The 12,685-nt window shown below is 62.4% G+C and carries 9 protein-coding genes; 3 read left to right on the top strand and 6 right to left on the bottom strand.

Annotated elements, in window-relative coordinates:
• Window positions 1-235: 235 nt before the first annotated feature.
• Window positions 236-4,066 (top strand): sensor domain-containing protein, encoded by a 3,831-nt coding sequence (locus AC2T3R_RS03390; RefSeq protein WP_486744647.1) that lies wholly within the window; start codon window positions 236-238, stop codon window positions 4,064-4,066.
• A gap of 204 nt (window positions 4,067-4,270) precedes the next feature.
• Here AC2T3R_RS03390 and AC2T3R_RS03385 read toward each other — a convergent pair whose 3' ends face one another.
• Window positions 4,271-5,221: an IS110 family transposase gene (locus AC2T3R_RS03385; RefSeq protein WP_486743821.1), complete on the bottom strand. Its 951-nt coding sequence runs from the start codon at window positions 5,219-5,221 to the stop codon at window positions 4,271-4,273.
• Between the two features lie 413 nt (window positions 5,222-5,634).
• Between AC2T3R_RS03385 and glyA the strand changes: the two genes are divergently transcribed.
• A complete protein-coding gene (glyA, locus tag AC2T3R_RS03380) occupies window positions 5,635-6,888 on the top strand; it encodes a serine hydroxymethyltransferase (RefSeq protein ID WP_003256308.1) in 1,254 nt (417 codons plus the stop codon).
• A 257-nt stretch (window positions 6,889-7,145) separates the two neighbouring features.
• Here glyA and AC2T3R_RS03375 read toward each other — a convergent pair whose 3' ends face one another.
• Together AC2T3R_RS03375 and AC2T3R_RS03370 are read right to left on the bottom strand one after the other, a co-directional pair.
• Complete coding sequence (locus AC2T3R_RS03375; RefSeq protein WP_486744645.1) at window positions 7,146-7,625, bottom strand: PIN domain-containing protein; 480 nt, start codon at window positions 7,623-7,625, stop codon at window positions 7,146-7,148.
• Window positions 7,606-8,673 (bottom strand): helix-turn-helix domain-containing protein, encoded by a 1,068-nt coding sequence (locus tag AC2T3R_RS03370; RefSeq protein ID WP_486744644.1) that lies wholly within the window; start codon window positions 8,671-8,673, stop codon window positions 7,606-7,608. Before AC2T3R_RS03370 ends, AC2T3R_RS03375 begins: the two co-directional genes overlap by 20 nt.
• Window positions 8,674-8,814: 141 nt before the next feature.
• Between AC2T3R_RS03370 and AC2T3R_RS03365 the strand changes: the two genes are divergently transcribed.
• Window positions 8,815-9,768, top strand: a complete 954-nt coding sequence (locus AC2T3R_RS03365; protein WP_486744643.1) for an arsenic resistance protein — start codon at window positions 8,815-8,817, stop codon at window positions 9,766-9,768.
• A 23-nt stretch (window positions 9,769-9,791) separates the two neighbouring features.
• Here the strand turns inward: AC2T3R_RS03365 and AC2T3R_RS03360 are convergent, their stop codons facing one another.
• From AC2T3R_RS03360 to AC2T3R_RS03350, 3 genes are read right to left on the bottom strand one after another with little or no spacing between them, the layout of a single operon-like run.
• Window positions 9,792-10,115, bottom strand: a complete 324-nt coding sequence (locus AC2T3R_RS03360) for a RidA family protein (protein WP_322265735.1) — start codon at window positions 10,113-10,115, stop codon at window positions 9,792-9,794.
• 44 nt (window positions 10,116-10,159) lie between these two features.
• A complete protein-coding gene (locus tag AC2T3R_RS03355) occupies window positions 10,160-11,578 on the bottom strand; it encodes an aldehyde dehydrogenase family protein (RefSeq protein ID WP_123085685.1) in 1,419 nt (472 codons plus the stop codon).
• Between the two features lie 12 nt (window positions 11,579-11,590).
• Entirely contained in the window at window positions 11,591-12,634 is a 1,044-nt protein-coding gene (locus tag AC2T3R_RS03350) for a homoserine dehydrogenase (RefSeq protein ID WP_054572298.1), read from the bottom strand.
• Window positions 12,635-12,685 lie beyond the last annotated feature (51 nt).

The raw sequence follows: 12,685 nt of genomic DNA, 5'->3' as shown, positions 1-12,685 counted from the left end.
CGATGCGTTGTCATTTGAAGCGGGCGCTATTCTCGCACAGGTTGCAGGGGCTTGCCGAACCACCGGGCAGGCACCACCGGTCACATCGGCTGGCACTTTGCCATAATCCTAGGCATGCTAGCCCGTTTCAGGTGTCCGGCCGTATAGTGCGCCACCGCGGTCTGGCAACCAGACACCGGCACACACCGTGCATGATCCATCCCTGCCATCGCCAGCCCAATCGCAGGATCAACGCTTGACCAATCTTACTCATCCGTCGTCATTGCGTTCCGCGCCACAGGCGCCCGTCGCCTCGCTGCGCGGGTCGATCAAGGGTGCGCTGGCGCTGCTGGCCCTGATCCTGCTGGGCCTGCTGCTGTGGCAGCTGTTCGCCCAGTTCAACCATACCCAGGCCGACCTGCGCAAACAGAGCCTGGACGCCACCGCCGAACTGGCCGACCACCTGAGCCTGAACATGGCCCTCAAGGCGCAACAGGCCGTGAATGTGGTGCAGCCCTACGTCAAGGCGCCGACGCCCTCGGCCCTGCCCAGCCTGCTGGGCACCCTTCGCGAGCGCCTGCCGGCCCTGCAGAGCATGGCCTGGCTGGACGCTACCGGGCAGGTGCAGGCCGACAGCCTGGCCGGCAGCCCCGACCGCCATTTGCTTGACGAGCTGCTTAGGCTGAACCAGGGCAGCCCGTACTTCTTCACCAATTCGGGCGACAACCGAACCGTCTACCTATTGCTACGCCAGGCCACCGAACAGGGCCGCGGCTACTGGCTGCTGCGCCTGTCGCCGGACTACTACCGCACCCTCACCCTCCACCTGGATGGTGCCGGCCACCCGCTGTGGCTGCTGGAAAACAGCCGCAACGGCGAGGTACTGCAAAGCCATGCGCCGGCCGTTACCAGCAACGAACCGCTGCAAAGCGTGATGCTGGCTTTCATCGACAACAGTACCTGGCAGTTGCGCGGCCTGTTCGACGCCAAGCTGGCCCAACAGAAGCTGCTGCCGGCGCTGCTCGGCAAATGCCTGCTGGTGCTGTTCTGCGCCCTGCTGCCGATGCTGGCCCTGGTCAACATGCGCCGCCGCCAACGGGCGCTGCAGGACGACCGCCGGCGCTATCAGGAAATTTTCGAAGGCACCGGCGTGGCCTTGTGTGTGCTCGACCTGTCCAGCCTGCCCGGCCAACTCGACCGTTACCACCTGCGCAACCGTGCCGCGCTCAAACACAGCCTGGCCCTGGACCCCAACCTGCGCCGCTCGCTGCTGCTGGAGCTGAAGATCACCGAGATCAACCAGGTCGCCCGCCAACTGTTGAACATCGACAGCCACGAAGGTGCCTGGCAGCGCCTGATCGATGGCACTGGCGATGGCCGCGACAGCATCGGCATGCAACTGATCGACGCGCTGATCGAGCAGCGCCCGCTGCTGGAGCTGGAGGTGCGCCTGCCGGCGCCGCTGGGTGGCGAGCTGCACCTGTGGCTGATGGCCCGCCTGCCGCAGCAGCGCCGCGACTACCAGGCGGTCATCCTCAGCATCAGCGACATCACCAGCCGCAAGCAGGTGGAGCTGTCGCTGCTGGAGCGCGAAAGCTTCTGGTCGGACGTGGTGCGCACCGTGCCCGACCAGTTGTATGTGCAGGACGTGCTTAGCCAGCGCATGATCTTCAGCAACCGCCACCTCGGCCAGACCTTGGGCTACGACCGTACCGAGCTGGCGCAGATGGGCGAGCGCTTCTGGGAACTGCTGCTGCACCCCGAGGATGCCACGCACTACCAGGCGCTGCGCCAGCAACAGCGGGACAGCGGCCATGACCAGCCGCTGCACTGCCAGCTGCGTTTCCGCCACCGCGATGGCGGCTGGCGCTGCTACGACATCCGCGAACAAGTGCTGACCCGTGACGCCGACGGCCTGGTTACACGCATCATCGGCGTGGGTAAGGACGTGACGGTGCAGATCGAGGCCAGCCAGTCGCTGCGCGACAGCGAGCAGCGCTACCGCATGCTCGCCGAAAGCATCAGCGACGTGATCTTCTCCACCGACAACCTGCTCCAGCTCAACTACGTAAGCCCCTCGGTGCAAAGCGTGCTGGGCTACCAGGCCGACTGGATCTTCGCCAACGGCTGGCAGTCGATCATCGCCAACCCGTCCCAGCTCACCGGCATCTACAGCCTGATGGAGCGCGTCAGCAAGGCCATGGGCGACCCGGCCCAGCTGGCCCAGCTACGCAACCAACTGCCCACCCAGCTGTTCCTTTTCGACTGCCTGCGCGCCGATGGCCGCAAGATCCCCATCGAACTGCGCCTGGTGCTGGTGTGGGACGATGAAGAGCGCTTCGAAGGCGTGCTCGGGGTTGGCCGCGACATCAGCCAGCAACGCCGTGCCGAGAAAGACCTGCGCATGGCAGCGACGGTATTCGAGCACTCCACCTCGGCCATCCTCATCACCGACCCGGCGGGCTATATCGTCCAGGCCAACGAAGCGTTCAGCCGCGTCAGTGGCTACGCCGTCAGCGAGGTCCTCGACCAGTTGCCGGGCATGCTTACCGTCGACGAGCAGCAGGAAGGCCACCTGCGCTACGTGGTGAAGCAGCTTTACCAGCGCGGCAGCTGGGAGGGCGAAATGTGGCTCAAGCGCCGCGACGGCGACCACTACCCGGCCTGGGTCGGCATTACCGCAGTGCTGGACGACGAAGGCGACCTGGCCAGCTACGTGTGTTTCTTCACCGACATCAGCGAGCGCAAGGCCAGCGAACAGCGCATCCACCGCCTGGCCTACTACGACGCCCTCACCCACCTGCCCAACCGCACGTTGTTCCAGGACCGTCTGTACAACGCCCTGCAGCAGGCCGAGCGGCAAAAGGCCTGGGTGGTGCTGATGTTCCTCGACCTGGACCGCTTCAAGCCGATCAACGACTCCCTCGGCCACGCTGCCGGCGACCGCATGCTCAAGGACATGGCCCAGCGCCTGCTGGCCTGCGTGGACAACGACGACACCGTGGCGCGCATGGGCGGCGACGAGTTCACCCTGCTGCTGCAACCGCGCGCTACCCGCGAGATGGCACTCAACCGCGCCATCCATGTGGCCGAGAACATCCTCGGCAGCCTGGTGCGGCCGTTCGTGCTGGAAAACCGCGAGTTCTTCGTTACCGCAAGTATCGGCATCGCCCTCAGCCCGCAGGACGGCAGCGAGCTGAGCCAACTGATGAAAAACGCCGACACCGCCATGTACCACGCCAAGGAGCGCGGCAAGAACAACTTCCAGTTCTACCAGGCGGAGATGAACGCCAGCGCCCTGGAACGCCTGGAGCTGGAGAGCGACCTGCGCCATGCCATGGAGCAGAACGAGTTCATCCTCTACTACCAGCCGCAGTTCAGTGGCGACGGCAAGCGCCTGACCGGCGCAGAAGCCCTGCTGCGCTGGCGCCACCCGACCCGCGGCCTGGTCCCGCCGGGCGAATTCATCCCGGTGATCGAAGAACTGGGCCTGGTGGTGGACGTGGGCGACTGGGTGCTGCGCGAGGCCAGCCGCCAGCTCAAGGCCTGGCACAAGGCCAAGGTGCGCGTGCCCAAGGTGTCGGTGAACATCTCGGCGCGGCAGTTCTCCGACGGCCAACTGGGCACGCGCATCGCCACCATTCTGGAAGAAACCGGCCTGCCACCGGCGTGCCTGGAGCTGGAGCTGACCGAAAGCATCCTGATGCGCGAAGTGAACGAAGCCATGCAGATTCTCGCCAGCCTGAAAAACCTCGGCCTGAGCATCGCGGTGGACGACTTCGGCACCGGTTATTCGTCGCTGAACTACCTCAAGCAGTTCCCGATCGACGTGCTGAAGATCGACCGCACCTTCGTCGACGGCCTGCCCGAAGGCGAACAGGATGCGCAGATTGCCCGGGCGATCATCGCCATGGCCCACAGCCTCAACCTGGCGGTGATCGCCGAAGGGGTGGAGACCCACGAGCAGCTGGAGTTCCTGCGCGAGCATGGTTGCGACGAGGTGCAGGGCTACCTGTTCGGGCGGCCGATGCCGGCGCATCAGTTCGAGGCGCAGTTCGCCAACGAGAAGCTCTTCATGTTTCATTGAGCAGTTGCCTGCACTGGCCCTATCGCCGGCAAGCCAGCTCCCACCTCGACCGCACAGACCTCGAGCCCTGTGCAGTACCTGTGGGAGCAACTGTCTTTAGAAATTTATTTTCAAGCGTGCCATTCGGGCAGGGCTTCGCTCGATACCGCGTAGCGGTGTCGTTGGCGAAGCCCGCATTTGTAGAAAATCGATCCTCGTTCGTGATCAGGTTGCGGGTACCTGAGGCTTGAGCTCTTTCCACTCCGTTCCGTCACGCAGCATTGCGTTCAGGCGCACCAGCAACACGCGCATGCACGCCACTGCGGCAACTTTTGCGCACTTGCCTCGGGCTATCAGGTCTTCATAGCGGGTTCTAACTTCTGGGACATGCTGGATCATTGACCAGATCGACATGTAGGCCGCCTTGCGGACTCTGTAACGCCCGCCTTCGATCTTCCTCGGGCCACTCTTCTTGCCGCTGTCTTTGTTGTACGGCGCTAACCCAGCCAAGGCTGCAATTTCGCGCCCCGTCACGCTTCCCAGCTCAGGTAGGTAGGCCATGAAGGTGCCACAACTGATGACGCCAATCCCTTTCACAGACCTTAGCCGCATGGCTGTCGTGCGATCCAGCACGTTCGAGGCGCGCTCAATCGCCTTGTCCAAAGCCTTAATCTGATCATTCAGGTAAGCGACATGCTCGGTATAAACGGTAATGGCCGTAACTGAAGTGGTTTGTTTCATCCGACGCTTGTCATCATCCCGATGCTGGACAAGATTGCCACGGAGTTTGATGAGCTCTCCCAGTTCATCCCGATCTTGATTAGGCTCTATCTGCGGCAAGTCCTCGAAATCCCTGGCAAACCGCGCCAGCATCTGGGCGTCGATCTTGTCAGTCTTGGCAATTTTGCCCATGGCACTCGCATAGTCCCGACAGCGCTTGGGGTTGACCCTGATGACGTTCAAACCCTCCAGTCGCAAGGCTTTGAATACGGCTCGTTCATAGCCACCAGTGGCTTCCAGCAAGACCCGTTCGACCTCAAGCTCGTTCAGGCATGCGATCAGTTGCGCAAAGCCCTCTGGGTCATTCCTGACCTGGAACTGGGGAATACTTTCAGGAAGAAAGCCCACATCCAGAGTCGCTTTCGAAACGTCGAGACCAACGAAGTAGGAAATCATCGCCAAGCCCTCTTACACTCAAGAAGTGAGAGCACTCTGACTTAGCCCTAGCTTGTGACTACGAGTTCGCCACTCATTCAACTGTTCGGGCTTAGGTCAGAGTGAGAGGTGGATGGCGACTAGGCTCCCACTCGTGCTTTAGAGCACATCTGGCTTTCAGTCTGCCATCCACTGCTCTCACCCTTTCGAGTTTAAGAGACCTTGAAGACACAAGCTGGCTTGCCGGCGATGGGGCGCACAGCGCCCCCAAAAAAACGGACCTGCGAGTCAACTCCAGTTCCCGCCCAGCCCAGACACGGCGCGGGATGCAACGTGAAGCCCATTGGTCCGCGACTTGATGCCACTTCATATGCCAGCCGCGGATCAATCGGTTAGAATGCCCCCCCAATTCACCCCGATCCTTGAGGACCGCCATGTTCAGCCGTGATTTGACCATTGCCAAGTACGACGCCGAGCTCTTCGAAGCCATGCAGCAAGAAGCTCTGCGCCAGGAAGAGCATATCGAGCTGATCGCTTCGGAAAACTACACCAGCCCGGCAGTCATGGAGGCCCAGGGCTCGGTCCTGACCAACAAGTACGCCGAAGGCTACCCAGGCAAGCGCTACTACGGTGGTTGCGAGTACGTCGACGTCGTCGAGCAGCTGGCCATCGACCGTGCCAAGGAACTGTTCGGCGCCGACTACGCCAACGTCCAGCCGCACGCCGGCTCCCAGGCCAACGCCGCCGTCTACCTGGCCCTGCTGTCGGCCGGTGACACCATCCTGGGCATGAGCCTGGCCCACGGTGGCCACCTGACCCACGGTGCTTCGGTAAGCTCCTCGGGCAAGCTGTACAACGCCATCCAGTACGGCATCGACAGCAACGGCCTGATCGACTACGACGAAGTCGAGCGCCTGGCTGTCGAGCACAAGCCGAAGATGATCGTTGCCGGCTTCTCGGCCTACTCGCAGGTTCTGGACTTCGCCCGCTTCCGCGCCATCGCCGACAAGGTCGGTGCCTACCTGTTCGTCGACATGGCCCACGTTGCCGGCCTGGTTGCCGCTGGCGTGTACCCGAACCCAGTTCCGTTCGCCGATGTGGTCACCACCACCACCCACAAGACCCTGCGCGGCCCGCGCGGCGGCCTGATCCTCGCTCGCAAGAACGAAGAGATCGAGAAGAAGCTGAACTCCGCCGTCTTCCCTGGCGCCCAGGGTGGCCCGCTGGAGCACGTCATCGCTGCCAAGGCCATCTGCTTCAAGGAAGCCCTGCAGCCTGAGTTCAAGGCTTACCAGCAGCAGGTCGTGAAGAACGCCCAGGCCATGGCCAGCGTGTTCATCGAGCGTGGTTTCGACGTGGTTTCCGGTGGCACCCAGAACCACCTGTTCCTGCTGTCGCTGATCAAGCAGGAAATCTCCGGCAAGGACGCTGACGCCGCCCTGGGCAAAGCCTTCATCACCGTCAACAAGAACTCGGTACCGAACGACCCACGTTCCCCGTTCGTCACCTCGGGCCTGCGTTTCGGCACCCCAGCCGTTACCACCCGTGGTTTCAAGGAAGCCGAGTGCCGCGAGCTGGCTGGCTGGATCTGCGACATCCTGGCTGACCTGAACAACGAAGCGGTGATCGACGCCGTGCGTGAGAAGGTCAAGGCCATCTGCAAGAAGCTGCCGGTTTACGGCAACTGATTGGCGATTGCCTGACAGGAAAAAGCCCGGCCTCGTGCCGGGCTTTTTCGTTTTCGGACCATGGACAACGTTCGCGGGCCTGTCGCGCACCCTGTGGGAGCAACTGTCTTGTGCTGCCTGTACTGGCCTCATCGCTGGCAAGCCAGGCTCCTACAGGGATTGCACATAGCGTGAGATCGATGCAGTCGAGGTGGGAGCTGGCTTGCCTGCGATGGGCCGCAAAGCGGCCCCAGTATGAGCAGGGTACTCGCTTACCGCTAAAACTCGTCCAGCCGCTGATGCGCAATAGCCCAAGGCAGCCGTCGGGCATTGGCACGCATCTGCTCGTAAGACTCACGAGCCCGACCAACGGTGATCACACCCGTTCGCACCAACTCCTCAACCACCCAGATTGTCCCTTTCACATCAACGGCTTCCTGCATGGCAGCCCTGCGCAACGCATCATCCCCGGACAACAGCGGACACCCCTCCTGCCTTGCCAGTGCCAGCGCAAAGCAGTCATTACGGCTAGGCCCTCTCACCCGGCCAGCCAGTTCCATCGCATACAACATGGTTGCAGGGTTCAGCTCAGCCAATTCAAGCCCCATACCGAGCAGGTGAGCATGCTGCGCTTCGAGCTCTTCGAAATAGAGAAGGTCCGGCACCGTGAACTGATAAGGCAGCGTGAAGAGTTGAGCCAGTAGCTCTCCCTCTTCGAGGTCGATCAGGATGTTGGCATCACTGATGAGCAACTGCATCCAGCAACTCCAGTTTGCGCGCCTGGTGGAATTGATAAACCGCCATCCCCAGCAATTCCGCCGCCTTGGACTCAGTGAGAATCCCCTCCCCCAGCGCCCGGTAGACCAGTTGCTGGAACAGCCGCGTGGTCTCCTGCCGGTACGCAGCCCCAGGCTCCTGCTTGCGCCAGCCCTGTTTGACGAACACCATGAACAACCGATCGCGCACACTGTGCGGGATGATTTCCAGATCCCCGGCACGATACAGGCAGCCCTGCATGCTGAGGCCATACTCGGCCTTGAGCAGATACAACTCGCGCACCTCCAGCATGTGGCGTTTATCGCCAAGATGCTGCCGCATGGCGCAGGCTGGCACCAGTAATGCCGAAGCAAAACGGTTACAAGCCTTTTCCTCATCCAGCCCTTCAGCCAGGCGACCATGCATCAGCAGATGCCCCAACTCATGGGCCAGGGTGAATCGCTGCCGGTCACCAGGCCAGTCCGCAGAAACCACGATCACGGGCTGGCCAGCCACACTCGCCTGCAAGCCGTCGAATTTCGCCTGCGCATCCACCTGGGTAATGATCACCAGAATACCGAACGACTCCAGCACGTCGATCAGGTCCGGTATCGGGCTCGAACCGAGACTCCACAGGCACCGAACCTGATCCGCCAGAGCATCGACCGCCTGCAGCGAAGCGACCTGCTCAGGCAATCCGGCAGGCACGCTGAATGGCTGGACAGGGTATTCCGGCCACAGGTTGATCAGTTCCTGCCAACGCTCCGCCTGATCCAGCACATCGGCTTCGATGCGCTTCAAAGTGGCCTTGGAGGTAGCGGAGCGCTTGCGATACTCGACACCGGTCAACTCGACCTTGGCAGGCCGAAAGAAATACTCGGCACGCACCGATAGCGCCTTGCACAAACGCACCAGCACGCCAGAGCTCGGCATGCTCTGGTCATGTTCGTATTTCTTGATCATGTTGGCACTCACACCCACCTGATCACCTAGCGCCTGCATCGACAGGCCAGCAGCAGCACGGGCACGTTTGAGCCGCTCGCCGATCATTGACGACCTCCTCCTGAGGTTTATGAATTAAGAAAATATAAGACAAATATAAACCTTACGAACCAGCGAGTCGAGCAACGGTGTACTATCGCCGCCGCTAGCAACCCTCATGAGCGCGAAATCAGTCAGCAGGACCGGACCTTGACCAGAGAGCAACTCGAAACCCAGCAGATCCCGATCTACTTCGCCGCCGTGCTCGCCGCCGTGGCCTTCGGCCTGCTGGCCAGCGACACTGCACGCCACCTGGAAGCCCTGGTCACCCCCGCCATCGCCGTGCTGATGTACGCGATGTTTCTGCAAATCCCCTTCCTCGACCTGCGCCAAGGCCTGGGCAACCGCCGCTTCACTTCCGCCCTGCTGCTGGCCAACTTCGTCCTCGTGCCGCTACTGGTATGGGCCATCACCCGCGGGCTGGTCGAGCACCCGGCGATCCTCATCGGCGCGCTGCTGGTGTTGCTGACACCGTGCATCGATTACGTGGTGGTTTTCACCCACATCGGCAAAGGCGACTCCCGCCTGACCCTGGCCGCCACCCCTGTGCTGCTGTTGGTACAACTGGCAATGCTGCCGCTCTACCTGGCCCTGATGCTGGGTGACAACAGCAGCGTGGCCATTTCCACCACCCCGTTCGTGGAAGCCTTCGTGCTGCTGATCGTGCTGCCGATGGTCCTCGCTGTACTCACCAGCGCCGGCGCCCGTCGCTCACGCACGGTCTCGACCTGGAACGACGCCTGGGCGTGGATGCCGGTACCGGCCATGGCTCTGGTGCTGGTGGTGGTCATCGCCTCGCAGATTGCCGTGGTACTGCGTGATTTCGACCGTTTGCTGCCGGTGATTCCGGTGTACATCGGCTTCATGCTGCTGGCGCCAGTGCTCGGGTTCGTTGCGGCGCGCTTGCTGCGCTTGCCGGTGACCGAGGCACGCTCGGTAACCTTCAGCGCCGCCACGCGCAATTCGCTGGTAGTGCTGCCGCTGGCGCTGGCGTTGCCGGAAGACATGCGCGGTTTGGCGGCGGCAGCTGTGATTACGCAGACATTGGTGGAACTGCTAGGCGAACTGGTCTACGTAAAGGCGATACCCCGGTTTGTGCGCTGACCCGGGGCGTCAGCCGCTTTGGGTCAGGAGCGCTCAGGGCACACGGCAAACACCTGCACCTCGACCAGGTACCCCTCTCCCAGGTCTGCGCCTACGCAAGCCCGTGGAGGTTTCGGATACCCCTTCAACCAGGCGTCGTACACCTCATTGACCAGGTCGAAGTGGCTGTAGTCGGCAATCCATAACTGAACCCGGGTCAAATGTTCCTTGCCGACGTTGGCCTCAGCCATCAGCCCATCGATCGTACTCAACGCCTGGCGCAACTGCCCCTGCACATCCTGCTGCAGGTCGTCCGCGACCACGCCAGCCGTTTCGAACAGGCCCCTGTAGCTCACCGCCAGCGACATCCGTTCGCCTTGTCCATACCGTTCGATCATCAAGATTCCTCCTCTTAGCCCATCTGGTTGAGGCAGACGACTTTGGGCTGGGTCATGTCCTCGTACGCGAACCGCACCCCCTCGCGCCCAAGGCTCCCATATTTGGAGCCACCGAATGGCATGGCATCGAAGCGGTAGTCGGACGAGTCGTTGATCATCACGCCACCCGCCTCGATACGCCGCGCCAGGCTCAATGCCAAGGACAGATCGCGGGTAAACACACCGGCGTGCAAGCTGTACTCCGGGGCGTTGGCCAATGCAATCGCCTGCTCGATATCCTCGAAAGGCGCCAGCATCACTACCGGTGCGAATACCTCTTCACGCCACAGCCGGCTGCCATGGTCAACGCCTTCCAGCACCGTCGGCACATAGGTAGCCCCTTGCCGCTTGTGGCCGCAGAGCAGGCGAGCGCCGCCCTGAAGGGCCTGGCTCACGCGCTCTTCAATCTGCCGTGCCGAGCCTTCGGTGATCATCGGCCCCATGTCGGTTTCGCGCAGGCCAGGATCACCCACCACCATCGCCTGGGTCAAGGCAACGAAGCGCTGGCGGAACGCCTCATAGATCGAAGCGTCCACCAGGATGCGCTGGGTGCCGATGCAGTTCTGCCCGGCCGCCCAGAATGCGCCTGACACACATGACTCGACAGTGGCCTCGAGGTCGCAGTCCTTCAGTACCAGCACCGGGGCGTTACCGCCCAGGTCCATGGCAAGTTTTTTCAGGCCCGCCCCCCGGGCAATCTGTTCACCCGTGGCGAAGCCGCCCGTGAAGGAAATCATCCGCACTTCACGCACGGCCACCAGCGCCTTGCCCAGTTCGGCACCGCCAGTGGCCACGGTGACGACAGCCTCCGGCAGCCCTGCATCAACCAGGTACTGCACCAGCTTCAACGCAGAAAGCGGGGCCAGCTCCGAAGGCTTCAGAATGACCGCATTGCCTCCAGCAATCGCTGGCCCCAGCTTGTGCGCCACCAGGTTGAGCGGGTCGTTGTACGGGGTAATGGCCAGGATCAGCCCCAACGGCTCGCGGGTGAACCAGCCCTGGCGCGACTCGGAGCCTTCATAGGCATCGAAAGGCACCACCTCGCCGGCGTTGCGCCGCGCTTCCTCGGCAGACAGCTTGAGCGTGTTGATGCAGCGTTTCACCTCCTTCTCGGCCTGACGCAGGGTCTTGCCCGCTTCGTCGACAATCAGGCCGGCAAAATCCGCGGCGTCACGTTCGATCAGCCGGGCGGCCTGCTCCAGAATGCTGGCGCGACGGTGCCGAGGCAGCGCAGCACTTTCGTGCACGCCCTGCCGAGCACGCACGAGCAGACCTGGCACGGCATCGGCAGCAAGGTTGGCGACGCTGCCGACCAGGCTACCGTCGAACGGGCTATACACATCGATCAAGGCGGGTTGCTGGACGGCTACCCGGGACACGGAAGTCAGGCTCATGAAGGTTGCTCCTCAGGCCGAGCGGCCAGCAGTGTGGATGGCGACGATATCCGACAACAGGGCGAATGCCGTTTCGACACGCCCCGCACCCGGGCCGGACACGGTTACAGCGCCCAGCAATTCGGTGTTGAACGCAACCGCATTGGTGGCACCGGAAATACCCGCCAGAGGGTGGTTGCCGGGCAACAGGCGCGCTTCGACGCTGGCACGCACCGAACCATCGGTTTCACGGCTGGCACTGCCGATCAGTTTCCAGCGCTGGCCCGCCGCCTGCGCTTGCTGGATAGCAGCGCTATCGAGGCTGCTGATCCCGCTGCAGGTCACATCATTCACCTGCAAGCAAGCGCCGAGCAGCTCGTTGGCGAGGATCACCACTTTCAGGCGTACGTCATACCCCTCCACATCGGCGCTCGGGTCCGCCTCGGCATAGCCAAGTGCTTGCGCCTGGGCCACTGCATCGGCAAAACCGAGTCCCTCTTCCATACGCGTCAGCACATAGTTGGAGGTGCCGTTGAGGATGCCCTCGAACCCCACCAGGCCTGCGCCGGCCAACGTCTGGCGCGCCATGCGCAGCACCGGCGTACCGCTCATGACCGCGCCTTCGTACTCGAACGACACACCATTGGCCTTGGCCAGGGCCTTCAGCGCCGCAGCATGCAAGGCGATCGGCCCCTTGTTGGTAGTGACCACATGCTTGCCAGCTTCCAGCGCCCAACGGCAGAAGGTTGCCGCCGGTTCACCGTCCTTGGGGTTGGTGAATGTGGCCTCGGCGATGATGTCGGCACCGGACTGCTTGATCACCGATTCGTTGAACGCTTCAGCCGAACCTTGCGGGATCTGCGCCAGCGCCCCCTTCTGAGCAGGCAGAGCAGCCAGCGTGGCCGCATCCAGGCCGTTGCGGTCGATTGCCGACCCCAGGAACAGGTCGGTCACGCCAACGATCTTCAGGCCAAAGCCCAGCTCTTGCTGCCAGCGCGCATTGCGTTCGGCGATCAGTTGGGCCAGGGCACGGTTCACACCGCCAAAGCCAACAAGTGCAATTTTGTATTCGGTCATGGTTCGCTGTCCTTTCCAGGCGGTTGGTCGATGGGGACAAGCGTAAGAGCC

The organism is Pseudomonas sp. PVC-5-1 (assembly GCF_057444345.1).
Note: the sequence above shows the minus strand (reverse complement) of the source record. Positions and strands in the feature narration are given on the sequence as shown.

Excerpts from the sequence above, each read along its gene's own strand:
- AC2T3R_RS03360 (WP_322265735.1), bottom strand. The coding sequence starts at position 10,115 with ATGTCGCTGGCGGTGAGCTACAGGGGCCTGTTCGAAACGGCTGGCGTG.
- AC2T3R_RS03385 (WP_486743821.1), bottom strand. The coding sequence starts at position 5,221 with ATGATTTCCTACTTCGTTGGTCTCGACGTTTCGAAAGCGACTCTGGAT.
- glyA (WP_003256308.1), top strand. The coding sequence starts at position 5,635 with ATGTTCAGCCGTGATTTGACCATTGCCAAGTACGACGCCGAGCTCTTC.
- AC2T3R_RS03355 (WP_123085685.1), bottom strand. The coding sequence starts at position 11,578 with ATGAGCCTGACTTCCGTGTCCCGGGTAGCCGTCCAGCAACCCGCCTTG.
- AC2T3R_RS03370 (WP_486744644.1), bottom strand. The coding sequence starts at position 8,673 with ATGATCGGCGAGCGGCTCAAACGTGCCCGTGCTGCTGCTGGCCTGTCG.
- AC2T3R_RS03375 (WP_486744645.1), bottom strand. The coding sequence starts at position 7,625 with ATGCAGTTGCTCATCAGTGATGCCAACATCCTGATCGACCTCGAAGAG.
- AC2T3R_RS03350 (WP_054572298.1), bottom strand. The coding sequence starts at position 12,634 with ATGACCGAATACAAAATTGCACTTGTTGGCTTTGGCGGTGTGAACCGT.